Genomic DNA, 25,659 nt, shown 5'->3' on the forward strand with positions numbered 1-25,659 from the left:
TCTCCCTTCAGCTCTTTAACGCGTTTATGTAAAAATATATCATAAATTTGAAAAATGAAAATAGTTTCTGTAAAAAAAAGAGCGCGGCACCCGCTATTTTCTCCGATAAAAAAACGTCTCCTCGACTTCGAAACCGTATAAGGACGGGTTAAAAATTTGCTCCGTGCTCCCCACAAACAGCACGCCCCCGGGCCGGAGCGCATCATGAAATTTCCGATACAGCATCCGCTTCGCCTCTTCAGTGAAATAAATGAGCACGTTGCGGCAAACGATCAAATCCATGTTGCGCGGAAACGGATCCGCGAGCAAGTTGTGCTTTTGAAACTTGACCGTTTGTTTCAGCCTTTCGTCTATTTTATAATACTCGCCTTCTTTCGTAAAAAACTTTTTTCTCATTTCCTCGGGCAACTCTACAAGCGACCGTTCGCTGTACAAGCCGAGGCGCGCGCGGGCGAGCGCATTATCATCAATGTCGGTCGCCAACACCGACACGCGGTGAAGCGGCAATCGTTTTGCGAGCACCATCGCGAGCGTGTACGGCTCCTCGCCGGTTGAGCAGGCGGCGCTCCACACGTTCGGGCGCGGATGTTTCGTCAACAGCCGCGGCAAAATGACGCGTTCAAGCACCTCCCATCGTTTGGCGTTGCGATAAAACTCGGACACGTTGATCGTCATCCGATCAAGACATTCATGCCAGAGCGACAAGTCTTTTTCCATCGCTGCAAACAGCTCGGCAAAGCTCTTTAGCCCTTTTTTCATGTACAACGACGCCAAACGCCGCCTCATCTGGGCTTCCTTATATAGCGATAAGTCAATGCCGGTTTTTCGCTTCACTTTAGCAATGAATTGCGCATAATCGTCCATCTTCCCCTGTTCCTCTCTCCTGTCAATGTACAAAAACGGCAAAAACCGGCCGATGGGCGGCCGGTCTTTTTGTTAATAGAGCCATTCGTTCAACAATTTTGTATAGTTGAGAAGCTCTTCTTCTTTGAAAAACAGGTTGATCTCGCGTTCCGCGCTTTGCGGCGAATCGGAGCCGTGAATGACGTTTTTGCCGACCGTCAAGCCGAAGTCGCCGCGAATCGTGCCCGGTGCGGCTTCCTGCGGGTTCGTTTTCCCCATCATTTGCCGGGCGGCGGCGATTACATTTTCGCCCTCCCACACCATCGCAAACACCGGTCCGGATGTAATAAAGTCGACAAGCTCGCCGAAAAACGGACGCTCTTTATGTTCGGCATAGTGCTGCTCAGCCAGCTCGCGCGACACTTGCATCAGCTTCGCGCCAACAAGCTGGAAGCCTTTTTTCTCAAAGCGCGAAACAATTTCGCCGATCAAATTGCGCTGAACCCCGTCTGGCTTTACCATTAAAAATGTCCGTTCTGCCATTCATTCTCCCCCCCTACTGTCGTATGTACTAGGAAACGGATTCCCAACCACCATAGTATCATTGTTTCGCGCCATTAGCAACAACGTCCTTGAAAGCGTTAATAATCCCTTTTCCCGATGTAAAGGGCGAGGTCGCGCAACAGGCCGCGCGCCTCATTCATCGGCAGTCCGTCAAGAAGGTGAAGCGCCTTGTCAAGGTAACGGTCGCTTAACGCATACGACCGCTCAATGGCGTCCGTCCGCTTAATGGCGGAAATGACCGCCGCCATTTCCGCAACGTCCGTTTCCGGACCGACAGCTGCAATGGCCGCCTTCACCCGCTCATCGCTCAAGGCATACAGCACAGGAAGGGTGACGTTTCCTTGTAGCAAGTCGCTTCCGGCCGGTTTGCCGAGCTGTTCCTCCGTCCCAGTGAAATCGAGAATGTCGTCGGTAATTTGAAACGACATGCCGACATAATGGCCGAACCAGTACAGCCGCTTCACAATCGGCTCCGGCGCGCCGGCAGCGAGGGCGCCAAGCTGGCAGCTCGCGGCGATGAGCAGCGCCGTTTTCCGACGGATGCGCCGCAAATACGTGCGCAGCGGCTGATCAAACCGGTACTTGTCTTTAATTTGCTCAATTTCCCCGCGGCACACTTCCACGATCGTTTTCGCCAACACTTGATGGGCGCGCGGGTTGCCGAGCTCCGCCATCCGTTCGAGCGAGCGGGCAAACAAATAATCCCCTGTGTACATGGCGAACCGGTTGCTCCATTTCGCCTTGATCGTCGGCCGGCCGCGGCGCAAATCGGCGTCGTCGATCACATCGTCGTGGACGAGCGAAGCCATATGAATGAGCTCGAGCGCAACGGCAACATGCTTCATCCGCTCAAGGTCATATTGGCCGAAGCGGGCGGCAAGCAAGACAAAAACGGGACGGATCCGCTTTCCGCCCGCCTGCAACAGATGGAGCGCCGCTTCCCCAAGCGGCCCGTATTCCGACTGAACCGCCCGCTCAAGCTCCTCTTCGACCGCCGCTAAATCATCGCTTAAAAACGAATACATCGCCTTTAACTTCATGTTGTTCACCTTAACTCACCGTTTATAGCCCAAGTGCATCGCCGCCACGCCAAACGTGTACGGTTTGACCTCGACATCGACAAAACCGGCGGCGCGGAACATCTCGGCCAGCTCGTCCCGCCCCGGAAACTCGCGCGCCGATTCCTGCAGCCACGAGTACTCCTCATAGCTTTTCGCCAGCAGCTTGCCAAATAGCGGCATAATAAACCGGAAGTAAAAATAGTAAAGCTGGCGAAACCCGAACAGCGTCGGCTGCGACGTTTCCAGGCAGACGGTTATGCCGCCCGGCTTCGTCACCCGGTGCATTTCCTTAAGCACGGTCATATAGTCAGGGACGTTGCGCAAACCGAAGCCGATCGTCACATAATCGAACGAATTGTCAGGAAACGGCAGCTGCATCGCATTGCCGTGAATGAGCTTCACATTATGCAACCCGCGCGCTTTTACCTTCTGTTCGCCGACTTTCAGCATGTTTTCGCTGAAATCAAGGCCGTACACTTTCCCTTCCGGACCGACCGCCTCCGCCAAGGCGATCGTCCAGTCAGCCGTCCCACAGCACACATCGAGCGCTTTTTTGCCTTTTTGCACATTCATCCGCCGCATCACGTCTTTGCGCCACTTCAAGTGGCGGCGGAAGCTGATGACGGAGTTCATCCGGTCATAATGCGCAGAAATGTTTTCAAATACGCGATGGACTCGCTCTTCTTTCGATTGATGCATCGTTCTACCCTTCTTCCACCGTCTTTTTGGCGATGGCTTGAAACCCGCCGGAAAGCTCGGCCACGCGGAGCTGCAGCAGGCCGTTGACCGGCAGTTTCGCCGCAAACAGCGCCTCCCGGCAGCCGTCGATATAGCGGCGGCAAAAGCGGAGCAAATGCCGCTTTTGCTCTTTCGTCAACGTTTTCGCGCGCGGGAACGCGATTTGCGCCATTTGCTCAAAGAGCACCGAAGCTCCCGTGCGGATGAACGCTTCCTGCTCGAGCAGCAGACGCCGCATCAGCAAATACGAATAGGCAAACTGCCCCCACTGCGGCGCCGCCATGCGGTCGGCGAGCTTGACAAGCAACGCCGATTCGATCGTGCCGACCGCCGCAAACAACGACTCGATCCGCTCTACTTTTTTTTCGTAAAGCCGCACTTTTTGCTCGTTAATATCGCGGACCGCCTCGGCGAACGAGCGGATGAGCGCCGTTTCGCCCGAACGCGCCAACAACTCATAGTACAGCCCGCTGTACAAGTCGCCGGCCAGGACGACAAGCTGCCGCGCCCGCAAGTCGCCGCCGTCATCTGTCACCTCATCGTGGGTATCAAGGGCGATCTGCATGAGCATCATGGCGATGATGCACCGCTCCGCCTCACTCGGCGCCGTTGAAGCGCCATCGAGCATTGACAGCGAGAGCAGCAGGCGATCTTCATCGATCGCCGGCGCCGGCAAATGCTCGCGCAAATATGGGTGATGGAGCAGCTGCTCAATTTGTTCTTTCAATGACGCCAATTTCACCGTGATGTCATCCACATGAACCACCCTTGTCCCCGAAAATATCCGCACCACCATAACGGACTCATTATAACATAATTTTGTCGAAAACGCTCTAGTTTGCTAGACATTTGCCAACTTACTTTTTCCCTTCCGACTCAATGACGCCATGGCGCGTTTGAATATACGCCTTGCCTCTCACTTTAATCGCCGACGTGTGCTCTGTAAACTGGGCGATCAACACTTCGCCTTTATCGAGCTTTTCCGAGTGATGGAACCGTGTATCCGCCCCGCGCGTCAATCCAATGACGTTCACTCCGTCTTCAAGCGCTTTAATGACAACAAAGTCGCTGTTCGTATACATCCTTTCCCCCTCCTTATGCTTTAATGAGCGAAAGCACTTCCGAACGGGCGGCAACATCCGTTTCAAACACGCCGCGCACTGCCGTTGTCACCGTTTTCGCCCCCGGCTTTTTCACGCCGCGCATCGTCATGCACATATGTTCCGCCTCGACGACGACCATCACCCCGTGCGGTTCGAGCGCTTCGACGATCGAATCGGCGACTGTCGCCGTAATGCGCTCCTGTAGCTGCGGGCGGCGCGCCACCGCTTCGACCGCCCGGGCGAGCTTGCTTAGCCCGGTTACTTTTCCTTCCCGTGGGATGTAGGCGACGTGGGCAACGCCGAAAAACGGCACTAAATGGTGCTCGCACATCGAGTAAAACGGAATATCTTTAACGAGCACAAGCTCCTCATGTTCCTCGCTGAATACGGTTTGAAAATGCTCCTTGGGGTCTTCGTGCAGTCCGGCGAACACCTCGGCGTACATTTTCGCCACTCGTTTCGGCGTGTCGACAAGCCCCTCACGGTTTGGGTCTTCCCCAATCGCTTCCAAAATCAAGCGGACTGCATATTCAATTTGCGCAAAATTGATCTCCGGCATGCAAACAACATCCTCCTGCATTAGAAAAACTGCATGTAATCCGATTCTAACATAGAGAGCAAAAAAAAACAAAAAAGAAGGGCGGTGCAACACCAGCCCTTTCCTCCTAGCTCCTGCCTCAGCTATGTAGGCTTATTTTACGGCATCTTTTAACGCTTTACCCGGTTTGAATGCAGGAACTTTGCTCGCCGGAATTTCCATTTCTTCGCCCGTTTGCGGGTTGCGTCCTTTCCGGGCAGCGCGCTCGCGCACTTCAAAGTTCCCAAAGCCGATTAATTGCACTTTATCGCCTTTTCGCAACGCTTCTGTAATCGAGTCAAATACCGCATCAACGGCTTTTGTTGCATCTTTTTTGGAAAGACCGCTTGTTTCGGCTACCGCGTTGATCAATTCCGTCTTGTTCATGTCATTCACCTCCTCCCAAGGAGCTGTTCTTGTTTACTACCATTTGTGCACACTTTTCTGCTTTTCTATACATAGACGTTGACGGCTTCGGCGGCGAAAAGGCCGGCGCATGAAAGGCGTCGCACCGGTGCAGCCAATGATTCTGCCTTCGTTCAGAAAGACTGACAGAACATGCGCCCGTGCCGCCGATGGAAGCGTCCCCTTGACCGTTCAGCGCCGCCCGCCGCTTTTAGGCGGAACTGCCTTGATTCCGCCAAGATGCAGTGACATGTCTAATCTTAACCAATTTATCGCGATAATTCAACATTTTTTTCGCCAAAGCGGCCAATTTTAGGCATATTTCACCAAAACAACGATTTCAGATAAAAGATTACCATAACGCCATGCGCATAATCAAGTGCCAATCCTTATTTCTCAAGGGTTTCAACGATTTTTCCCCCGTGAAAGATCCATGATTCAAAAAAAACAAAAAAAAGCCCCCGACCGGGGGAGCAAATCTCGACGCCTCCGCTTTTCTTATTGTCTAGCTCCGGCTCGCCGCCGCTTTTCTATAAAATAATCGCGATGAGGCCGCCGGAGCCTTCGTTGATGATGCGTTCAAGCGTTTCTTTCAGCTTGTAGCGGGCGTTTTCCGGCATGAGCGCGAGTTTCGCCTGAATGCCTTCGCGGACGATCGAGCTGAGCGAACGGCCGAAAATGTCGGAGTTCCAAATCGACAGCGGATCGTCTTCAAAATCTTGCATCAAATAGCGGACAAGCTCTTCGCTCTGTTTTTCCGTTCCAATAATGGGAGAAAATTCGGATTCGACGTCGACTTTGATCATATGGATTGATGGAGCCACCGCCTTGAGGCGGACGCCAAAGCGCGACCCTTGGCGGATGATTTCCGGTTCGTCAAGACTCATGTCAGACAAAGCGGGCGCAGCGATGCCGTAGCCGGTTTGTTTGACCATTTTCAGCGCGTCGGCGATTTGGTCATATTCCGCTTTCGCATGGGCGAAGTCTTGCATGAGCTGAAGCAGATGGTCTTTGCCGCGAATCTCGACGCCGACGATTTCTTTTAAAATTTGATCGTACAACTCATCCGGTGCATACAAGTCAATTTCGGCGATCCCTTGCCCCATTTCGATGCCGGCAAGCGCCGCTTTTTCGATGAAATCGTACTCGGCAAACTGCTGCACAACCTGGTCGACGTCGCGCAGCCGTTTGATGTCTTTGACGGTGTCGCGCACCGCTTCTTGATAGCTTTCGCGCAGCCAATGATCTTCGCGCAGCACCATCACCCAGCTCGGCAAGTTGACGTTCACTTCAAGCACCGGGAATTCATATAATGCTTCACGAAGCACGTTATACACGTCGGCTTCGCGCATGCTTTCCACACTCATGGCGAGCACCGGAATGTCGTACTTTTCGGCGAGTTCGCGGCGAAGCGCCTCGGTTTCCGGATGGTGCGGCCGAACGGTGTTGACGATCATAATGAACGGCTTTCCGACTTCTTTGAGCTCGCTAATGACCCGTTCTTCCGCTTCTACATAGGCTTGGCGCGGAATTTCCCCGATCGTGCCGTCCGTTGTGATGACGACCCCGATCGTCGAATGTTCTTGGATGACTTTTCTTGTCCCGATTTCCGCCGCCTCTTGGAACGGGATCGGCTCTTCATACCAAGGCGTGTGGATCATCCGCGGCCCGTTTTCGTCTTCGTACCCTTTCGCGCCGGAAACAGCATAGCCGACGCAGTCGACAAGACGGATGTTGACTTCAAGCCCCTCGTCGACTTTCACCGTCACCGCCTGGTTGGGCACGAACTTTGGCTCCGTCGTCATGATCGTTTTGCCCGCGGCGCTTTGCGGCAGTTCGTCCTGGGCGCGCGCCTTGTCGGCTTCGTTTTGAATGTTCGGAATGACGACAAGCTCCATAAACCGCTTAATAAACGTCGATTTCCCGGTGCGGACAGCACCGACGACCCCTAAGTAAATGTCGCCGCCGGTCCGCTCGGCGATATCTTTAAAAATATCGACCTTTTCCAAATGACTCCCCTCCAGTCTTTCGGTCGTTATAAGAAACATTGGAATGAGCTAGCATAGTCGGACACTATATGCATATGATGTTGTCCGATTCGGTTATGACTAAAAGCCATAAATAAAAATCCCTTCTCTAGAATGTATTTTTCCAGAGAAGGGATGATGACTCATTTCGTGAAAAAAATCGGCTCGTTCGTCTTGGCGTCGATCGTGTACGGAAGGGAGTACGCCGGCACGAACAGCGAATGGTCGGTCAAAATCGGGCGAATATCGTCACCCGGCTTGTAGTGATGCGGATATTTTTTCAACGCCGCATACAAATCAGAACGGTAGTCAATGTAAATTTCTCCATTCCCGTCGATGACAAACGGCAAGTTGTTGCCGGAAAACGGGCTGACGACATAAGGCGGCTCTTTATAGCCGAGCTTTTTGTAATCGAGCGTAAATACGCCCGGTGCGACGACATCTTGAAATGGCGGATAACCGTGCCGATCCGTATACATCGAAAGCCGCAGCTTCAAATCGCGGATGCGCTCAGCCAGACGCAGGTCAAGAAGCTTGACCGTCGGGTTCGTTTCCGCATCGATGATCATATACTGGAAAACACCCCCGCTTTCATAGGCGTTTCCCGGCGGTTCCTGCATGTAGCGGGGAACGAGCTTTTGAAAGTCAACCGGATATTTTAAATACATCGGTGTTTTCATGTCGCGCGTCTTGATCGGCAGCAATCCGCCGGTCGCCTTCCGGTATTCGTCAACCGCCGATTGGACGGCCGCCACTTGGTCTTTGTATGGAATTTGGTTTTGCTTAAGCCGCTCTTGCGAATACAAGCAGCCGGAAAGCGGCACGAGAAACAAACAGGCTAAAAGAAAGCGAGCAATCCATTTCATAGTTCCTCCATCCTTTGCCTATTGCTGCGTCGGTCCGCTGAACACGACAAAAATAATGATGATGCCAGCGAGAATCAACAGGACGTAAGCGATAACCGCCAGCAAAAAGCGAAGCCAGCGAATCTTGAGCTTGTAGCGGCTCAAATAAATGAAACCGACGGAAATAAACATGAACACCATTGAGGCGATGGCGATCCACATTTTCGCTAAAGCCGGTGACATACGTGTTCCTCCTTTTTTCGACAACTATTATATCATCGCCATAAAAAAAGCTGAAGTAAAGCGGGGCTTTCTTTACTTCAGCATCACCTTATACCCTTCCGGAAGCTCAAGCCGATGATGGTTCGTCATATTGTATGCAAAACAGGGACGACTTGTACCGCCATCCGCCTATTTTCAGCGTTACGGCTCGGCAAAAATGTTTATGACATCGTCCATTTCCTGCTTTTTTCCGCGCGCCATGAGCGAATCGACTGCTTCTTTCGGCTCTTTCCCTTCGAACAAGACTTCATAGAGCGCCTCGGTAATCGGCATTTTGACGCCGAGTTCTCCCGCCAGCTCGTACGCCGCTTTTGTCGTCCGCACCCCTTCGACAACCATCCCCATGCTTTCGAGCACCTCGTCAAGTTTTTTTCCTTGGCCAAGCATATAACCGGCCCGCCAGTTGCGGGAATGGGTGCTTGTGCACGTGACAATCAAGTCGCCGACTCCGGCCAGCCCGGAAAAGGTGAGCGGGTTGGCGCCAAGCGCACAGCCGAGCCGGGCAATCTCGGCCAACCCTCTTGCGATGAGGGCTGCTTTCGCATTATCCCCGTAGCCGAGCCCGTCGCTGATGCCGGCGGCCAAGGCGATGATGTTTTTCAGCGCCCCGCCGACTTCGACACCGACTAAATCCGGGTTCGTATACACGCGGAAATAGTGATGGTTCATAAATAGATCTTGAATGCGCTGCGCCGCCTCCATATTCGGCGATGACACCGCCACCGTCGTCGGATGGCGGAGCACCACTTCTTCCGCATGGCTCGGCCCCGAAAGAACGACAACGTCTTCCAGCCATTCGCCCATTTCCTCAGCGACAATTTCCGATACGCGCTTGTGCGTCCCCGGCTCGATGCCTTTGCTGACGGCGACCACGGTGACCGGCGCCGCCAGGCACGCGCGCGCTTTTTGCAGCACGCCGCGGATCGCCTTTGTCGGCACAGCGAGCACCGTTACGGACACGCCGTCGAGCGCAGCGCAAAGATCATGATAACCGATGATCGCTTCCGGCAGGCGGACGCCCGGCAAATATTTTTCATTCGTCCGCCGTTGGTTGATTTCCTCGATCTGTTCAGCCCGCTGCCCCCAAAGCCGAACGCGGTGCCCGTTGTCAGCCAGAACGAGCGCCAGCGCCGTCCCCCAGCTTCCTGCGCCCAATACAGCAATGTTCTCCATCGTTTCCCACTTCCTTTATCCGATTGTCGCAGCCTTCCGCTTTTCTTATTTCCGCGGGCGGGCGATGATTTTGATCGGTGTACCCTCGAAGCCAAACGCATCGCGGATGCGGTTTTCCAAAAATCGTTCGTACGAAAAGTGCATCAATTCCGGATCGTTGACAAAGGCGACGAACGTCGGCGGCTTGACGGCGACTTGCGTCATATAATAAATTTTCAAGCGCTTGCCGTTATGCGTCGGCGTCGGGTTCATCGCCACCGCATCCATAATGACTTCATTGAGCACGTTCGTCTGAACGCGCATCGCATGGTTGTCGCTGACAAGCTGCACGAGCGGCAGCAACTTATGGAGCCGCTGTTTCGTCTTCGCCGACACAAATAAAATCGGGGCATAGTCCAAAAATGGGAAGTGGTCGCGAATCTTCCGCTCAAATTCAGCCATCGTTTTGTCATCCTTTTCGATGGCGTCCCATTTGTTGACGACGAGAATCACCCCGCGCCCGGCTTCATGCGCATAGCCAGCGATTTTTTTATCTTGCTCGAGAATGCCTTCTTCGGCGTTTAGCACGACAAGAACGACATCCGACCGTTCAATGGCCCGCAACGCGCGCAGCACGCTGTATTTTTCCGTGCTTTCGTAAATTTTTCCGCGTTTGCGCATTCCTGCCGTATCAATAATAACATATTCCTGCCCTTCACGCACAAACGACGTGTCCACCGCATCCCTTGTCGTCCCGGCAATGTCGCTGACAATGACCCGCTCTTCCCCTAAGATGGCGTTGACAAGCGACGATTTGCCTACATTCGGACGGCCGATGAGGCAAAACTTAATCACGTCCTCTTCATACTCTTCGGCGGCCCTTTTTGGAAAATGGCGGACGACGGCGTCAAGCAAATCGCCAAGCCCCGTCCCGTGCGCCCCGGAAATCGGATACGGCTCCCCGAATCCAAGCGCGTAAAAGTCGTAAATCAAATCACGCATTTCCGGATTGTCGATTTTGTTCACGGCTAGCACGACCGGCTTGTTCGACCGGCGGAGCAGCTTGGCCACCTCTTCATCAGCCGCAGTCACACCGTCGCGGCCGTTCGTCATAAAGATGATAACATCCGCCTCATCGATGGCGATTTCCGCCTGTTGGCGAATTTGCACAAGCAGCGGCTCATCGCCGATGTCGATGCCGCCGGTGTCGATTAAGTAAAATGTATGGTTCAGCCATTCGGCTCTGCTGTAAATGCGGTCGCGCGTCACCCCAGGCACGTCTTCCACAATGGAAATGCGCTCTCCGACAATGCGGTTGAAAATCGTTGATTTCCCCACATTCGGACGGCCGACAATCGCTACAACTGGATTTGCCATGCTACCACCCTTTTGATCCTCATTTTTATTTCGTTTGCTCTTGAAGAGGCGCCTTTTTCCAGACCAGACATCCATCCCTGCCAAGCACGCTTGGGCGATCCGCGCCTTTGCCGCCCACCCGGCTTGAAAAGCGGGGAAGGCGCTGGGCGATGAACCAAAACGTGCTGCAACTGCTTTATTTTATCAAAAAGTGAAACACCCAACAACCGCCTAATGCTTGACGATCACAAGCAGCCCGTCGCTGAGCTCATGGGCGATGCCGTCCAAAATCGCCTCCAAATTGGCGGCGATTCGCTCCATCTCCTCCTTCGTGCGGCAAACAAAGATCGGCGCACCCCCAGCGACGGCTTCACCGTTGATCGTAATGACCGCCAAAATCATTTTTTCATGCGTCATCACCGCTGCCCCCTCTCCGTTTCCAACGCCGCTCGCCCGGCATGCGGATCGCGCTCTCCAACACCGGAACATTCTCAATGACCGCTTTCGCCTTCTCGATATCCTCCACTTGCGGCAAAATGAAAATGCCGACGCGCCCGTCGTTTAAATCACGTTTGGCGAGCGGCACGAGCGCCGGCGTCCCGGAGTCGCGGTAAATGCCGAGCGCCGTCGACACATCGTGCAAAATTGCCTGCCGCTGCCCAAGGTTGGCGATCGTTGTTCGGGCGTTGAAGTTTTTCGGCGTCAAAATAAACCCCATCCCGTAGCGCAAAATTTCTTCCCTCCGCGCCGGCAAGCCGATATTCATAATGTAAATGTTGTCCACATACAGCCCTGCCCCCTCAAAATGGGGTTTGACATATTTCACATCGGCGATATCTTTCAACCGGCTCCCGCTCATAAATCGCCGCGCCACCATCATGCCGATGGCGCTGGCCGCGAGCGCCGCCCAAACGTTCCACACTAAATAAAAAAGAGTCGATAAAAACGAAACGAAAATGACCAAATAGTTCCGCCCTTCAAACACAATCGCAATGCCTTCAATGTATGTTTTTCCGCGCGGCACTAATTCATACTGGTCAAGCTCGTTCAACGTGTTGCGCTCCATGTTGCGCACATCGCGAAACTGTGAGGCGGCCAACGCCAAAAACGTGATGGCGGCAAACTCCTTTTCCATGATCGCCGGCACGGCGACCGTCCCTAGACCGGCAGCGATCACCCCCAATGCGATATGGATCGTCCGCCCGTGCAAGTATGTCGGATACTGCCGGTAATCGGTGCGCAACAAATAAAGGCGGGTCAGCACTCCGACAGCGACACCGTATAAAATGGGAAACGTATATTCGTTCACGACTGTCTCGCCCTCCTTACAGGCCGTTTTTCCTCGAGCTGAAGCGACAGGAAGCGGATCATTTCCCAAATAAGCAAACACGACGCGCTGATCGCCGCCGCGTCGAAAAACGAGAACGAACCGAGCACATAGTCGGGCGCCATGCGGTGAATGGCCATGGCGTATACCGCTTCCCCTTGGCAGCCGCCAAACGCCAGACAAAGAAGACGGGCGGCAAAGCGGCGATGAAACAAACTGCTGACGATAACGAGCCACCAAGCGAGCATCCACTGGCCGTCAAGCCAAATCCAAACCGGATCAAACAAGGCAAGCAGGCGGAAGGCGGCATAGGCAAACGCCAAGCCGGACGCCGACAGCGCCAGAAACGGAAGGCGGCATGGCCGCCGCTCGATGGCCGCATAACATGAACATAAAAAAAGAACGAAAAACGCCAACGTGGCGCGGACAACACCGATTTCCACCGTCAACGACGCGGAACTGATCATCACAAGAGCGAACGCCGCCAGCCTCGTCCGTTCGCCCGTCTTTTTCATCAAAAAGGTGGCGACAATCCATATGAACCAAAAAAAGAGATAAAAATAAGTCCCTTCCATCTTTTCCACCCCTTATTATGTCCATTATGTCATCTTTTATGGCCGTTCATTCATGCATAGAAAAAAGAACGCCCGGTCATAGTAAAAATGATATTCATCAAGAAAGGAGCGGGGTGTATGGGAAAAGACCGTCAGGAGAAAAAGCTGAAACAATCGCGGCGCGTCGAGTCCGACCGCGACCAGTCATTCGCCTACAAAGGCGCAGCCCGGCTTGATACGCCGGAAGAAGCGCGCGAACGGAACGGGCAGTAACAACGCGCCGCCTGTGGAAAACCTCGCTATACGCGATCATAATAAGAAAAGGGTGTTCCGGCCTTTCTCGGACACCCTTTTTTTACACTTAGGTTATTTCAATTTTTTCAACTGCTCGCCGATCACTTCGCCGAGCTGGAAGCCGCGCGATTCCGCCGTTTTCGTATACTGGCTGTAATCTTCCGCCGGAGCGGCCGTTTCTTCCTCAAGCAGCGCGCGGATGCTTAAGGAAATGCGGTGCTCGGCCTCGTTGACATCGAGCACTTTCGCTTTCACTTCATCGCCTTCTTTCAGCACTTCATGCGGCGAACCGATGCGGCGGTTGGCAATTTGCGATACGTGGACCAATCCTTCGACGCCCGGGAAAATCTCCACAAACGCGCCAAATGAAGCAAGCCGCTTCACAGTCCCGGTGACGACATCGCCCGGCTTCACTTTTTCGCTGATGCCTTCCCACGGACCCGGAAGCGCCTCTTTGATGGACAATGACAGACGCCCGTTCTCCGGGTCGACGGCCAGCACTTTCACTTTCACCGCATCGCCTTCTTTCACCACCTCGGACGGATGGGCGACACGCGTATGGGAAAGCTGGGAAATATGTACGAGCCCATCAAACCCGCCGACATCGACAAAGACGCCGAAATCGGCAATGCGGCGGACGACGCCCTCGAGCACTTGGCCCGGCTCAATGCGGGAAAGCAGCTCTTTCTGCTGCCGCTCTTGCTCTTCCTCAACAACAGCGCGGTGTGACAAAATGACGCGGTTTTTCTCGCGGTCAAGCTCCACCACTTTGACGGCGAGCGTTTTTCCTTTGTAATCGGAAAAATCTTCAACATAGTGCGGTTCAACAAGCGACGCCGGAATGAAGCCGCGCACGCCGACATCGGCGACAAGCCCGCCTTTGACGATGTCTTTGATGACCGTTTCGAACGCCTCGCCGTTTGCGAACTTGCGCTCAAGCTCTTCCCACGCCCGCTCGGCATCGACTGCCTTTTTCGATAAAATGAGCAGCCCTTCTTCCCCGTCTTTGCCTTCTTCCACTTTTTTGACTTTCGCCGTCACTTCATCCCCAACAGCAACGGCATCGCTCGGCTTCTCGATATGCAAATTCGACAGCTCGCTGATTGGGATGATGCCATTTTGCTTGCTGTTTTCGACTTCGACAAGCACTTGCTTGTCCTCAAGCTTCACCACTTTGCCGCGGACGATATCGCCCACTCCATACACATTCACTTGCACATTCATTTCTTCTGTCATCGTAAAAACCCCTCCTTCATCGACTGGCGATCCTGCCAAAAGCGCGACTCGCGCCGAGGCCGCGGCCGGCTGTCGGCAAAATAAGGACGCTTTTCTAATTAGTATACCATATTTTCTCAATCAAAATGTACTATAATGCTTACTGATGTTGTTCAAGCAGTTGGCGGATATGATCCATAATGTAGTCGGCCGCCTCCTCCGGGCTCGCCTTCCGCGCGCGCAGCGGCGCCATATCAATCGGCGCCCCGTACACGACTTTGAGCGGCACAAACGGCCGGTACGGGCCAATGATCGCACATGGAACGACAGCCGCATCGGTGCGCAAAGCGAAAAAGCCGACGCCGGGCAGCGCCTTTTTCAGCCGGCCATCTTTGCTGCGCGTCCCCTCGGGAAAAATGCCGAGCACTTCGCCTTGTTTCAGCACCTCAAGCCCTATGCGCAACGCCTGGCGGTCGTTCATGCCGCGCTTTACGGGAAACGCGTGCAAGTTTTTGACGAGCGTTTTCACCACCGGAACGCGAAACAATTCTTCTTTCGCCATAAACCGAATCGGCCGCGGCGCCGTAATGCCGACGACCGGCGGATCTAGGTTGCTGATATGGTTGGCGCAAAGAAGCACCGCGCCTTCTTTTGGAAAGCGGTCAACCCCGATCGTTTGAATGCGGTACAAAGGGGTGAGCACTCCTTTGACGATTCCTTTGGCGAAGGAATAAAAATCCACCGTCATCCAATCCTTTCATTGACAACTTCCATAATGCGCGCCGCCACTTCTTCGACCGACAACGACGTCGTGTCGATTTCCACGGCATCCGGCGCCTTGCGCAGCGGCGCCGTTTCCCGCTCCGAGTCAAGGCGGTCGCGGCGGGCGATCTCTTCTTTCAACGTTTCAAAGTCGGACGGAAAGCCGCGGGCGATGTTTTCCTCATGCCGGCGCCGCGCCCGCTCCTCAACCGAAGCTTTTAAGAAAATTTTCACCTCGGCATTCGGCAGCACGTTCGTTCCGATGTCGCGCCCATCCATGACGACGCCGCCGCCTTTGGCCATGGCGCGCTGGCGGGCGACCATCTCCTCGCGCACCAGCGGATGCTGGGCGACGAACGACACCGCATTCGTCACCGCCTCGCCGCGAATGATGTCCGTGACGTCTTCGCCGTTGACAAACACGAGCTGCCCTTGCGGCGAAGGCTGCAGTTCAATATGCGTATGGCGAAGGAGCGACAAGAGTGCTTGCTCATCATGGACATCGACGCCGCATTGGAGCGCCCGGTACGTCAGCGCGCGGTACATCGCGCCCGTATCAATATACACGTAGGAGAGGCGTCGGGCGATCAGTTTGGCAACCGTGCTTTTTCCGGCTGCCGCAGGTCCGTCAATGGCGATGTTAATCCGTTGTTTCATAGTTCCTCCTGCTTTGTCTAAATCATTTGATCAGGGCACAAAGAAAAATGCAGGAAACTCCTGCATATTCTCATGTTCATTGTACCATATCCGCCGTCAGCGGTCGACGGCCGTTTCGATCGTTTCTGTTTTTGTCGGCTTGGCGACTCCCTCATACTCATATACTTTGCCGATATAAAGCGCCGCCGGCGTGTACAGAACAAGCCATTGGGCGATGAGCAGACAAATCGCCTGAATCGCGACAAGCTTCCATAACAGCTCTTCGATCCGCTTCATGGCGAACAACCCCGCCTTCCGTTTTTTCTAGCAGTATTCCACGCCGTCTCCTTATTTATTCCCTTCTCTTCAAGCTGCCGTTCGAAGTTGTGGCGGATGAGCCGGACGCGATCTTGCGAGGCGAGGCCGGCAAACTCGACCGCCATTCTCGCCCCGCTGTGCTCGTCGACAGCCATGCGGACGACCGTCGCCTTCGTGCGCACATAATGACAGTCGCCGGAGCGCATCGTCAGCACGAGCCAAAGCTCGACTGACATGCCGGGGCGCAGAAGCGGCGCGTGCGTCATCGGAATGTAAAGAACGGCCCCGCCTGCGCTAATATCGGCTGTCATCGTCACAAACGGGGCAAACTCGCCTCCACCAAGCGGGTGGACGGCAGCGTCAACATTCGCTCTCACCCGCACATAGCGGCGGCGCTGAATGCGGATGACATATTCGTCGCCTCGGTAATCCAAGACCACCATTGGCAACGGATCATGCACTTTCCCTTTTACCTCGGTGTCAAACATGTATAACGTTCCTTCTTGGCTGACAAAACTTGCCTTAAACTGCATCCCGTTTAACAAATACACTGTTTTTCCCGTCTGCTCGTCAACGGGGTAGCCAATATGGATCGCCCCGCCGTCGACGGCAAGCACTTTGCTTCGGTATTGGCGTGCCGAGCCATCAAGCGGCTCAAGCCGAATCGGATCCCCAATTTTGATCATCATGTTTCCGCTTCCCCTTTTCAGCTGGATGCCGTTTTTGTACGATCATTATACCACAGAGTGGGCGCTTGAGGCGGACGGAAACAAAAAGGAAGCCTTGTTTCAGGCCTCCCTCTGTTTTCATTCGTAATTCGGTTCGACGCTTTCAAGCTTTTCCACTTTTTCCTCTATGCCGGTTGACGCGTTCATAAACAGCTGATACGTATCATCACCGAGCGTCCCTAAAAACTCGTAGCAAAGCACTGGCTTTTGCAAGTCGTTCATAATGACCGCCTGGCGCTGTTCCATTACCTTTAGATGCGGATTCAACTTTTTCTTCACTTCTTCGGCAGTGATCGCCGGTTTCGGCAGCGGGCGCGGGATGGACGACGACAAATAGTCGCGCGCCGTAAAGCCGACGACATGGCCGTTGTCAAGCGCCACTTTCATTTGGATCGCTTCCGGGTAGATGCGGACGCCGTTTTCGCTTTTCACAAACGTGAGCACGGCGACGTTATCGTACTGTGTGCTGTCATACAGCTCAAACCCGGTGAATTTGTGCCGCTTCAAAAACGCCATTCCGCGGTTGGTCGCCTCATGCAGGCTGATCGTCGGTTTGCCAACCGGCCGGCTGTTTAACACCCAAATCGGATAGCCGCCGTTTTTCGTTATATCCATGTAAATATCGCCTTTTGTTTTCGGATCGTGAATCGTCAAACTGTAAAAGCGTTCGTCGGCCCCTTTGCCGCTTTCCGTCACCTTGATCTTCTCCGTTCCTTTCAAGCCGAGAAAATCGCGTGCGATCCGCTTTGCTTCATCTTTGGAAACCGGGCGGCCCTTCGCGCGGACGAACCCTTTTTCCTCGTTGGCCAGGCCGATGAATGACGGACCAAACTCGGACGAACTTGAGAACGTATCAACATTTTTTTCGACCGCTTTGAAGCCGTCAATGATGATGTTGTCTTCTTTTTGATCGTTCGTTGCCAGCGCCAGTTCGACGTCCATCCAGCGCAAATTGTTTTCCAAGACTAAATGCTGCACATTGCGCAGCTCTTGGCGGATCGCCCCGGCACTTTTATACAGCCCTTGCAGCGTCTTATACTCTTCTTTTGTCAACGGCTCCTCTTGCAAATCACGCACTGCGGTCCGGTAGGTGAATTCACCGATTTGCGACAAAAATTCTTGCGTTTTGTTAAACGGCAAAAGCGACAGCGGCAGCTGGCCGACATCGGAATGGGCTTCCGAGGCAATTTTCCATATTTCAGCGAGCGCCGGCGACAATGACGCATGCGAGTTCATCGCCAGCGTGGCGCCCAGTTTATCGTGAAGCAAGTCAATTTGATTGGCCAGATCGTGAAAGGCGCGCTGATAGTTGTTCTCCGCCTGAATCAAGATCGCATTTTTCTCTTGATGCTCGCGGTAGCCCCAGTAACCAGTGCCGACGACAGCGACGACAAGCGCTGCAATCAGTAAGTTTCGCACCATCTCGTCCCCCTCCTTTATTTGCAGAAAATATGGTTTCCAATCCGTTTGATTTGCGGCCGGCTCCAAATCCAAGCGCTTGTCGCCGTCGCCGGATTAAAGTAGTAAATGGCCCCGCCGGTCGGGTCCCAGCCGTTGATGGCATCGAGCACCGCTTTTTTCGCCGTTTCGTTCGGCGTCAGCCAAATTTGTCCATCGGCCACTGCGGTGAACGCCCCAGGCTGAAAGATCACCCCGGCAACCGTGTCCGGAAACGACGGGTGTTCGAGCCGATTCAAAATGACGGCCGCGACGGCTACTTGCCCGATGTACGGCTCACCGCGCGCCTCGCCGTAGACAGCATTCGCCATGAGTCGAATGTCATTTTGCGAAAACCCTTTCGGCACATTGGATGCTGTCGTTTTCACCGTTCGCCTGCCGCCTCCGCCGCGCTTTTTCACCTGCTGGCTGAGCGGAATGCCGCCGTAATGGGTGAACTCGTTTCCTTGACGGATTTGCTCTTTCACAAACGACTCGTAATATTTCGATGCGTTCACGAGCTTTCGTTTCGTCTCGGCGCCGGCCAGACCATCGACCGGCAGCCCGTATTCGTATTGAAAGTTGCGCAGCGCCCAATACGTGCGCCAGCCGAACACGCCGTCAATCTTTCCGTTGTAAAAGCCGAGATACTGCAGCCGCGCCTGCAATTCAATGACATCGTCGCCAACCGCGCCACGCTGAATCACCTGCGGGGAAAAAGCAGCCGCATGGCCGGCCGGATGCATCCATGTCATCAGGCCGATCAACATGAGCATGACCAATTTCCTTGTCATATGCAAACCTCCCGTCAACCATCGCCGTTTTTACCCCTATTTTTCTTCAACTTCTCCTTTTTATGCAGAAAAAACAAAAAAAGCCAAGCATGTTACGCCTGGCTTTTCACGGATGGCATCTTCTCAACGCGGACGGATTCTTTCGCTTGTTTCACTTTGCGCAACGCCACCCACCATAAGATGAGCATGAACGGCCCCATGTAATACCCCCACTGCTTTTGGGCGAGCAGAATCCAGTCGTAAACGCCGTGAAGGAAAAACGGCAGCAAAAACGACGCCCATAAATAATAGCGGCGCTTTCGGCCGGCAAATTTGGCTTTGCCAAAATAAAACCCCATAATGACGGCAAACAGGGCATGGCTTGAGACCGGCAAGAGCGCCCGGGCGATTACCGTGTCCACTCCGTTGGCGAGCAAATACAAAATGTTTTCGAGCGTCGCAAATCCGAGCGAAACGCTGGCGCTGTACACAATGCCGTCATACGGCTCATCAAATTCGTCATGGTCGTAGACAAAAAAATAGACGACAAACCATTTGACGAACTCCTCAAGCAGCGCCGCCGAGAAAAACGCCTCGGCAGCCGGCGAGGAGACGATCCCTTCGGCAGCGAGCACATACTCAATAAACATAATCGGAAAAACGAGCAAGGCGCCGAAAAAAAACATGCGCAGCACAAAGGAGAGCGGCTCGGCCTCATACTCGTCCTTTAAATAAAAATAGCTAAGCAGCGCCACCCCGGGGGCGACGCCGGCAGAAATCAACGAAAACATGCCGATCCCCGTTTCTTTGTCGGTTTATCTCTATCGTACCACGAAACAGAGCGATGAAAAAGACGAAATTGCCAAGCGGCCCGCCGACCTAATAGGCGAACAAGCCGTCAACGGCGGCGCCGGCGGCGAGAGCGACGGCGAGCTTGATGCGCGCTTTTTTCGCGTCATAGTCGCTACCGAGAATGACCCCTTTTTTATGCAAATCATAGGCGCTTCCCACGTAATCGTACGTTGTATACACCGCCCCCTCCTCAGCGCTCGTCGTCACCACGACCTTAATCCCGTCGTTGACGGCCTTGACGATTTCATCCACCATGTTCGGCGCCACTTGCCCGCGGCCGACTCCTTCAAGCACGATTCCGGCGACGCCGCTTTCCCGGGCCGCTTTAATAAACTTGCCGTCCGCCTCCACGTAACATTTCACAATGTCGACAGGCGGAAGCGGATGCACGAGCCGGAAATGCTCGCGCCGGATCGGCTTTTGGTACACGTACACTTCATCGTTGTCGATAATGCCCAAATAGCCGAACCCGAATGCGTTGAACCCTTGAATGTTGGAAGCATGCTCCTTTTTCACATATTTCGCAGCAAAAATGCGCTCGTTGAATACGACAACCGTCCCCGCCCCGCGCAGCGTTTCAGCGCACGCGGCATAAATGGCATGGCGGATGTTGATATACACATCGCTCCCTAAATCAAACGGAGCTCGCTGCGAGCCGGTGACGACGATCGTCCGCGGATCGTCAATGGTCAAATCAAGAAAATACGCTGTTTCCTCGAGCGCGTCCGTCCCGTGGGTGACGACGATGCCATCCACAGACGAATCGGCGAAATGCGCCTCAATCCGCCTTTTCAATTCAAGCCAATGCGAAAACGTCAAATGCATGCTCGGGAGCTGAAACACGCTCTCAACCACCACTTCAATTTCCTTTGGCAAATGGCAGAGCGAAGCGAGCTCTTCGCCGCTCAATGCCCCGGCCTTTAGGCGGCCGGAGCGCTCATTTCGTTTGCTGGCAATCGTGCCGCCAGTCGTCAGCAGCACAACTTTCCGTTCAGCCACATTCGTCCCCCTCACTTTCCCGTTTTCCATCACAGCGCCCGTTTCCGCCGTGCGGATGCAAGTATAGCGGCTTTCGGGCCGCCGCTTCCCGCTCGCGCCGGGCGATGCAGGCGGCGATAGCGTCCCCATGGAAACGGCCGTTTTCAATAAAAATTTCGTTCGCATTATTGCCGGCCGCAATCACCCCGGCGATAAACACCCCTGGGACGTTCGTTTCCATCGTTTCCGGGTCGTAGTGCGGCCGGCCGCTGTCCGGATCGACGCCGACGCCGATGTTCATTAAAAAGCGATGGTCCGGATGGTAGCCGGTCATAGCGAACACGAAATCATTTTTGATCGTTTTCGTCTCCCCGTTCACTTCGTAAATGACCGCATCTTCCGTGATCTCTTTCACATGGGCATGAAATTCCATGCGAATGACGCCTTTTTTCACAAGGGCGTCAAATTCCGGCAAAATCCACGGCTTAATGCTTTTGGAATATTCCCCGCCCCGGTAGAGAACCGTCACGCGCGCCCCGGCTTTGACGAGCTCCATCGCCGCATCGACGCTCGAGTTTTTGCCGCCGATGACAACACAGTCCGTGTTGAAGTACGGATGCGCTTCTTTAAAGTAATGCATCACTTTCGGCAGCTCTTCCCCCGGCACGTTCATATAGTTCGGATGGTCGTAATAGCCGGTGGCGATGACGACGTACTGCGCGCGGTACGTCCTTTTTGTCGTTTCAATCAGAAATGCTCCGTCTTCCTGCGGCTTGACGGTTTTCACTTCTTCAAAAGCATTGACGCGCACTTGCTTGCGAACCACGACTTCCCGGTAATAAGCGAGCGCTTGATTTCGCGTCGGCTTCCGGTTTTCTGTAATAAACGGCACCCCGCCGATCTCGAGCCGGTCGCTCGTACTGAAAAACGTCTGATGCGTCGGAAAACGGTAAATCGAATGGACGATGTTCCCTTTTTCGATTACAAGCGGCGAAAACCCGGCGTCTTGCAAGGCAATCGCCGCCGCCAGCCCGCACGGTCCGCCGCCGACGATGATGATTGTTTCTTTCCTCATGTTTTTGTCACCTCGCACGAAGCAAAAAATCCCCTATCTTATGATAGGGGATTTCGCGAAAGCTTGCAAACATCACTTGCTTGCTCGCCTCACACCCAGCCGCGGAATCGGCACGCTTCCGCCATTTTGCGAACGCCGACCATGTAAGCGGCAAGGCGCATGTCGACGCGGCGCGTCTGCGCCATTTCATACACGTTATTGAACGCTTTGACCATCACTTTTTCAAGCCGCTGTTCCACTTCTTCTTCCGTCCAATAGTACCCTTGGTTGTTTTGCACCCATTCGAAATACGACACCGTCACGCCGCCGGCGCTCGCCAGCACGTCCGGGACGAGCAAAATGCCACGTTGCGTCAAAATTTCCGTCGCCTCGAGCGTCGTCGGCCCGTTCGCCGCCTCGACGACGATGCTCGCCTTAATGCGCGGGGCGTTTTCAGCCGTAATTTGGTTTTCGATGGCCGCCGGCACTAAAATATCGCAATCGAGCTCAAGAAGCTCTTTGTTCGAAATCGTATTTTTAAACAGCTTCGTCACCGTGCCAAAGCTGTCGCGCCGTTCGAGCAGATAGTCGATGTCAAGGCCGTTCGGATCGTACAGCGCGCCGTACACATCAGAAATGCCGACGACTTTCGCTCCGGCGTCGTGCAAAAATTTGGCCAAATAGCTGCCGGCGTTGCCGAACCCTTGGACGACGACGCGCGCGCCTTCGAGCGACAGGCCGCGTTTTTTCGCCGCTTCACGAATGCAAATCGTCACTCCTTTGGCCGTCGCCGTTTCCCGGCCATGCGAACCGCCGAGGACAAGCGGTTTCCCGGTGATGAAGCCCGGCGAATCGAACTCGCGGATGCGGCTGTACTCATCCATCATCCACGCCATAATTTGCGAGTTTGTAAACACATCCGGCGCCGGAATGTCTTTTGTCGGCCCTACGATTTGGCTGATAGCGCGCACGTAGCCGCGGCTTAAACGCTCCAGTTCGCGGAACGACATCGTGCGCGGGTCGCAGACGATCCCGCCTTTGCCGCCGCCATACGGCAAGTCGACGATGCCGCACTTTAAGCTCATCCAAATCGACAGCGCTTTCACTTCGCGCTCGGTGACGTCTGGATGGAAGCGCACCCCGCCTTTCGTCGGGCCGACGGCATCGTTATGCTGCGCCCGGTAGCCGGTAAAAATTTTCACCGATCCGTCATCCATGCGCACCGGAATGCGAACGGTCAGCACGCGGATCGGCTCTTTCAAGAGCTCATACACCTCTTCCGGATAGCCGAGCTTTTCCAACGCTCTATGTATAACAATTTGTGTCGACGCCAGCACGTCGTCTTGTTGCCCCTTCTCCTCCGTATGCTTATCGGCTGCCATACGTAAACCTCCTACAAGCTCGCTATAATAGTTTGTCGCCTTCCATGTCATAGTATACACCTTCTGTCGGCGTCTGCAAAGGAAAAATGATGAAACGCGCAAACCGCTTTATGGAAGCCTTTCGCGCGAAAAAATAGACTCCTTGTCCATATAAAGGAGTCTTGGCTACGCCCTAGTTGGCCCGAAAATAGTGAACGAGCTGCGCAATGGCGCGCCGTTCGATCAACTGTTTTCCATATTCTTGCACACGGTGTATCGTTATCGTGGCTGGGTTGCCAAACTCGGCCAGCAAGGCGACAAAGTTGTCGAGCGGAATCGGCGGTTCCTCGGCAACGTGCAAGTAAAAGCGGCCTTGATACGAATAAAGCGTGCCGTCGAGGCAGCCGACCGCATGCAGGCGATGAGCGAGCTGGATGACATCTTCGAACGCTTGGAATTCGTAAAATATGTCATCGCTCTCATCGAGCGTTACCTGCATCTCAATGTAATCGTCGGCGAATTCTTCTTCCATGTCGTCGTAGTCGCCTTCATTCGTGACGATAACGACCATGCCCTGTGCCGGTAAAGAGTAGACTTCGACCGCGATCGATCCGTTCACCTCAAAGCCGAGCTCTTCGCTCGCTTCCTCGATCATATCGCGGAACAGCTGATGGACTTTAAACGTGTCCTTCCACAAATCGTCTTTCGTCAACCCGCGGTCCAGCAAATCGTCAAACGTCAAGAAAATTTTAATTTTGTTGTGGGTCAAGCGCTCAAGACGCATCGACACCCCTCCTTACCTACAGAGCCATCTCTTACCGTTATTGTATGACGCAATCGGCAATTGGTTCGTTTATTGTGTTTATTGTTATTAATGAGTTTACATCGTTTTCCCGGTTTTAGACAAGCATTTTTTCTCAGGTGTCGGTTTTCCGGGCACAATCGTGATGAGATGAGTCTCTGCCGGCGCTCCGAGGCGAAGCGGCACCCCGGTCGTCCCGTAGCCGTTACTCGTTAACACCGCCGTGCTGCCCTGCCATTTGAGCCCTCCTTTTTCATACAACCCAATGGAAAAGAAGCGAATTTGTCCTCCATGCGTATGGCCGCTCAGCACGAGTGAAATGTGCTGCTCCTCTCTTAGGCGAGCGACGATCGCTGGGTTATGGCAGGCTAATATACGAAATGATTGAGGCGGAACGTGTTCGAGCGCCCGATCGATATCCGCCTCCTTTCGGCTTACATCGCCGACGCCGATGAGCGCGACCGGCACACCGCCGTGCTCCCATACTTTCGCTTTGTTTTTGAGCACGTGGACGCGCTCTTCCTCAAACACTGATTGAAGATCGTAGTCGACTTCGTCATCATTGTTTCCCCAAACAAAATAAACAGGAGCGACCTCGCGCAACCGACGCACATTTTCACGGACGCGCGCTTCGGGCACCCCTCTTTCGGCCAAATCCCCGCCAATCACGACAAGATCCGCTTTTCCCCTTACTTCCTCAAGCATGCGTGACGAAACGATCCGCCAATGAATATCAGAAATAAAAAAAATCGTAAGCGGCGGCCAATGATCGGGAAAATGAGGAAACGACAGGATCACGTGACGAACCCAGTTGCTGTGCGCTTCTTTCCACATATAACCAAGCAAAACAAGAAAACTCGTGATCATTCCCCCGATGATCATACTTCCTCCTGCTAAAGCCGATCATCTTTGGTCAACCGGCGGTCTCTCATCGTCATCATACCATAAAAAAAGGAAAAAACGAAAAAAAGCGCCGCCAGCGGCCAATGAAACCGAAACGCCCAATAAAAATGGCCGAGCGCCGCCAAACTAGCCACCCATTCCCCGACACGAAACCGCCGGCCGGACAACAGGCGCACCGTCCCGCCGACTGCCACGCGGATGAGCGCCCCGTTGGCAGCCGTCCCGAACCAAAAGCAAACGAGCGCAAGCCATGTCCGCAGCGGGGCAAACAGCAAATCGGTCAAAAACCGCTCCAGCGAGAACGGCTCGAGCGGCGGCAGCCAGCGAAAAAACAAATACGTGCACAAAACAGCGGCCATGGCGGTCATCGATAGACGGCCCATGGTTTCCTCCTTAGCCCGATCCTCATTATTCGTCATGGCAAACAGGCATGAACGACATGGCTCCATCATACATATAGACTGAACTTTGCCAAAAAAGGGGGGGTTTTATGTTTACAACGCGCAAACAATATGAGCCGTACATCAGCCCGTTTGACCCGTGCCCGCCGATCCGCGTCAAAACGTACGTCACCGCGCCCAACTTGTATGTCGGCTTCCAACCGCCGAATTTGCCGCAGTTTCCGCTGCGCGAGGCGTTGATGAAAGGAACGCTCTGGCAAGTGTTTTACGATCCTTACTACAGCCCTTACGAAGGGAAAAGGTGATGGTTC

Annotated in this window: 31 protein-coding genes and 1 pseudogene; 2 read left to right on the top strand and 30 right to left on the bottom strand. The window is 54.0% G+C overall.

What is annotated here, in order from left to right:
• Positions 1 to 93 precede the first annotated feature (93 nt).
• The 16 genes from NSQ51_RS09990 to NSQ51_RS10065 all read right to left on the bottom strand — a co-directional run bounded on the left by NSQ51_RS09990 (position 94) and on the right by NSQ51_RS10065 (position 12,855).
• Complete coding sequence (locus NSQ51_RS09990) at positions 94 to 864, bottom strand: protein-glutamate O-methyltransferase CheR (RefSeq protein WP_049624819.1); 771 nt, start codon at positions 862 to 864, stop codon at positions 94 to 96.
• Between the two features lie 72 nt (positions 865 to 936).
• A complete protein-coding gene (ndk, locus tag NSQ51_RS09995; RefSeq protein WP_033013999.1) occupies positions 937 to 1,386 on the bottom strand; it encodes a nucleoside-diphosphate kinase in 450 nt (149 codons plus the stop codon).
• A gap of 98 nt (positions 1,387 to 1,484) precedes the next feature.
• The gene (gene hepT / locus NSQ51_RS10000) at positions 1,485 to 2,447 is read right to left on the bottom strand and encodes a heptaprenyl diphosphate synthase component II (RefSeq protein WP_033009740.1); all 963 of its coding nucleotides are present in this window, start codon (positions 2,445 to 2,447) and stop codon (positions 1,485 to 1,487) included.
• Positions 2,448 to 2,462: 15 nt separating this feature from the next.
• Positions 2,463 to 3,167: a demethylmenaquinone methyltransferase gene (menG, locus tag NSQ51_RS10005; RefSeq protein WP_033013998.1), complete on the bottom strand. Its 705-nt coding sequence runs from the start codon at positions 3,165 to 3,167 to the stop codon at positions 2,463 to 2,465.
• 4 nt (positions 3,168 to 3,171) lie between these two features.
• Positions 3,172 to 4,002: a heptaprenyl diphosphate synthase component 1 gene (locus NSQ51_RS10010; protein WP_049624818.1), complete on the bottom strand. Its 831-nt coding sequence runs from the start codon at positions 4,000 to 4,002 to the stop codon at positions 3,172 to 3,174.
• 61 nt (positions 4,003 to 4,063) lie between these two features.
• Positions 4,064 to 4,288 (bottom strand): trp RNA-binding attenuation protein MtrB, encoded by a 225-nt coding sequence (gene mtrB / locus NSQ51_RS10015; RefSeq protein WP_033013997.1) that lies wholly within the window; start codon positions 4,286 to 4,288, stop codon positions 4,064 to 4,066.
• 13 nt (positions 4,289 to 4,301) lie between these two features.
• Complete coding sequence (folE, locus tag NSQ51_RS10020) at positions 4,302 to 4,868, bottom strand: GTP cyclohydrolase I FolE (protein ID WP_033013996.1); 567 nt, start codon at positions 4,866 to 4,868, stop codon at positions 4,302 to 4,304.
• A 132-nt stretch (positions 4,869 to 5,000) separates the two neighbouring features.
• A complete protein-coding gene (locus tag NSQ51_RS10025) occupies positions 5,001 to 5,273 on the bottom strand; it encodes an HU family DNA-binding protein (protein ID WP_008879623.1) in 273 nt (90 codons plus the stop codon).
• Positions 5,274 to 5,821: 548 nt separating this feature from the next.
• Positions 5,822 to 7,300 (bottom strand): stage IV sporulation protein A, encoded by a 1,479-nt coding sequence (gene spoIVA / locus NSQ51_RS10030; RefSeq protein WP_033013994.1) that lies wholly within the window; start codon positions 7,298 to 7,300, stop codon positions 5,822 to 5,824.
• A 161-nt stretch (positions 7,301 to 7,461) separates the two neighbouring features.
• A complete protein-coding gene (locus NSQ51_RS10035) occupies positions 7,462 to 8,184 on the bottom strand; it encodes a hypothetical protein (protein ID WP_049626184.1) in 723 nt (240 codons plus the stop codon).
• Positions 8,185 to 8,202: 18 nt separating this feature from the next.
• Positions 8,203 to 8,406, bottom strand: a complete 204-nt coding sequence (locus NSQ51_RS10040) for a DUF2768 domain-containing protein (RefSeq protein WP_049624816.1) — start codon at positions 8,404 to 8,406, stop codon at positions 8,203 to 8,205.
• Positions 8,407 to 8,586: 180 nt separating this feature from the next.
• Positions 8,587 to 9,618, bottom strand: a complete 1,032-nt coding sequence (locus NSQ51_RS10045; RefSeq protein WP_033013991.1) for an NAD(P)H-dependent glycerol-3-phosphate dehydrogenase — start codon at positions 9,616 to 9,618, stop codon at positions 8,587 to 8,589.
• 45 nt (positions 9,619 to 9,663) lie between these two features.
• On the bottom strand, positions 9,664 to 10,974 hold the full coding sequence (gene der / locus NSQ51_RS10050; protein ID WP_049624815.1) for a ribosome biogenesis GTPase Der: 1,311 nt from the start codon (positions 10,972 to 10,974) through the stop codon (positions 9,664 to 9,666).
• Positions 10,975 to 11,184: 210 nt separating this feature from the next.
• Positions 11,185 to 11,370, bottom strand: coding sequence for a hypothetical protein (locus NSQ51_RS10055; protein WP_033010543.1), 186 nt, complete (start codon positions 11,368 to 11,370; stop codon positions 11,185 to 11,187).
• Positions 11,360 to 12,262, bottom strand: coding sequence for a YIEGIA family protein (locus NSQ51_RS10060; RefSeq protein ID WP_033013989.1), 903 nt, complete (start codon positions 12,260 to 12,262; stop codon positions 11,360 to 11,362). Before NSQ51_RS10060 ends, NSQ51_RS10055 begins: the two co-directional genes overlap by 11 nt.
• A complete protein-coding gene (locus tag NSQ51_RS10065; protein WP_033013988.1) occupies positions 12,259 to 12,855 on the bottom strand; it encodes a hypothetical protein in 597 nt (198 codons plus the stop codon). The genes NSQ51_RS10060 and NSQ51_RS10065 overlap by 4 nt, the downstream gene beginning before the upstream one ends.
• Before the next feature lie 117 nt (positions 12,856 to 12,972).
• Between NSQ51_RS10065 and NSQ51_RS10070 the strand changes: the two genes are divergently transcribed.
• The gene (locus tag NSQ51_RS10070; RefSeq protein ID WP_064502497.1) at positions 12,973 to 13,107 is read left to right on the top strand and encodes a YpzI family protein; all 135 of its coding nucleotides are present in this window, start codon (positions 12,973 to 12,975) and stop codon (positions 13,105 to 13,107) included.
• A 93-nt stretch (positions 13,108 to 13,200) separates the two neighbouring features.
• Here the strand turns inward: NSQ51_RS10070 and rpsA are convergent, their stop codons facing one another.
• The 14 genes and pseudogenes from rpsA to NSQ51_RS10140 form a co-directional block, all read right to left on the bottom strand.
• A complete protein-coding gene (gene rpsA / locus NSQ51_RS10075) occupies positions 13,201 to 14,364 on the bottom strand; it encodes a 30S ribosomal protein S1 (RefSeq protein ID WP_033013987.1) in 1,164 nt (387 codons plus the stop codon).
• 139 nt (positions 14,365 to 14,503) lie between these two features.
• Positions 14,504 to 15,091, bottom strand: coding sequence for a lysophospholipid acyltransferase family protein (locus NSQ51_RS10080; protein ID WP_033010535.1), 588 nt, complete (start codon positions 15,089 to 15,091; stop codon positions 14,504 to 14,506).
• Positions 15,088 to 15,762: a (d)CMP kinase gene (gene cmk / locus NSQ51_RS10085; RefSeq protein ID WP_033010534.1), complete on the bottom strand. Its 675-nt coding sequence runs from the start codon at positions 15,760 to 15,762 to the stop codon at positions 15,088 to 15,090. The genes NSQ51_RS10080 and cmk overlap by 4 nt, the downstream gene beginning before the upstream one ends.
• Positions 15,763 to 15,858: 96 nt before the next feature.
• Positions 15,859 to 16,038: a YpfB family protein gene (locus NSQ51_RS10090; protein ID WP_033010533.1), complete on the bottom strand. Its 180-nt coding sequence runs from the start codon at positions 16,036 to 16,038 to the stop codon at positions 15,859 to 15,861.
• Positions 16,035 to 16,745 (bottom strand): flagellar brake domain-containing protein, encoded by a 711-nt coding sequence (locus tag NSQ51_RS10095; RefSeq protein ID WP_033014053.1) that lies wholly within the window; start codon positions 16,743 to 16,745, stop codon positions 16,035 to 16,037. Before NSQ51_RS10095 ends, NSQ51_RS10090 begins: the two co-directional genes overlap by 4 nt.
• 120 nt (positions 16,746 to 16,865) lie before the next feature.
• Positions 16,866 to 18,209: a germination protein YpeB gene (gene ypeB, locus NSQ51_RS10100; protein ID WP_049624484.1), complete on the bottom strand. Its 1,344-nt coding sequence runs from the start codon at positions 18,207 to 18,209 to the stop codon at positions 16,866 to 16,868.
• 14 nt (positions 18,210 to 18,223) lie between these two features.
• Positions 18,224 to 19,018: a spore cortex-lytic enzyme gene (gene sleB, locus NSQ51_RS10105; RefSeq protein WP_033013985.1), complete on the bottom strand. Its 795-nt coding sequence runs from the start codon at positions 19,016 to 19,018 to the stop codon at positions 18,224 to 18,226.
• Between the two features lie 92 nt (positions 19,019 to 19,110).
• The gene (prsW, locus tag NSQ51_RS10110; RefSeq protein WP_033013984.1) at positions 19,111 to 19,788 is read right to left on the bottom strand and encodes a glutamic-type intramembrane protease PrsW; all 678 of its coding nucleotides are present in this window, start codon (positions 19,786 to 19,788) and stop codon (positions 19,111 to 19,113) included.
• Positions 19,789 to 19,876: 88 nt separating this feature from the next.
• Entirely contained in the window at positions 19,877 to 20,848 is a 972-nt protein-coding gene (locus NSQ51_RS10115; protein ID WP_033013983.1) for an asparaginase, read from the bottom strand.
• Positions 20,849 to 20,918: 70 nt separating this feature from the next.
• Positions 20,919 to 21,902, bottom strand: a pseudogene (locus NSQ51_RS10120) (YpdA family putative bacillithiol disulfide reductase); the annotation flags it as partial.
• Between the two features lie 89 nt (positions 21,903 to 21,991).
• Entirely contained in the window at positions 21,992 to 23,263 is a 1,272-nt protein-coding gene (locus NSQ51_RS10125; RefSeq protein WP_033013982.1) for a Glu/Leu/Phe/Val dehydrogenase, read from the bottom strand.
• Between the two features lie 172 nt (positions 23,264 to 23,435).
• Entirely contained in the window at positions 23,436 to 24,026 is a 591-nt protein-coding gene (locus NSQ51_RS10130; protein ID WP_033013981.1) for a genetic competence negative regulator, read from the bottom strand.
• A gap of 96 nt (positions 24,027 to 24,122) precedes the next feature.
• A complete protein-coding gene (locus NSQ51_RS10135) occupies positions 24,123 to 24,926 on the bottom strand; it encodes a metallophosphoesterase (protein ID WP_033013980.1) in 804 nt (267 codons plus the stop codon).
• Positions 24,927 to 24,937: 11 nt separating this feature from the next.
• Positions 24,938 to 25,330, bottom strand: coding sequence for a hypothetical protein (locus tag NSQ51_RS10140; RefSeq protein ID WP_121649938.1), 393 nt, complete (start codon positions 25,328 to 25,330; stop codon positions 24,938 to 24,940).
• A gap of 107 nt (positions 25,331 to 25,437) precedes the next feature.
• Between NSQ51_RS10140 and NSQ51_RS10145 the strand changes: the two genes are divergently transcribed.
• A complete protein-coding gene (locus tag NSQ51_RS10145) occupies positions 25,438 to 25,653 on the top strand; it encodes a spore coat associated protein CotJA (protein WP_121649939.1) in 216 nt (71 codons plus the stop codon).
• Positions 25,654 to 25,659: the final 6 nt, after the last annotated feature.

The organism is Geobacillus sp. FSL K6-0789 (assembly GCF_038593135.1).
Classification (GTDB): domain Bacteria; phylum Bacillota; class Bacilli; order Bacillales; family Anoxybacillaceae; genus Geobacillus; species Geobacillus stearothermophilus.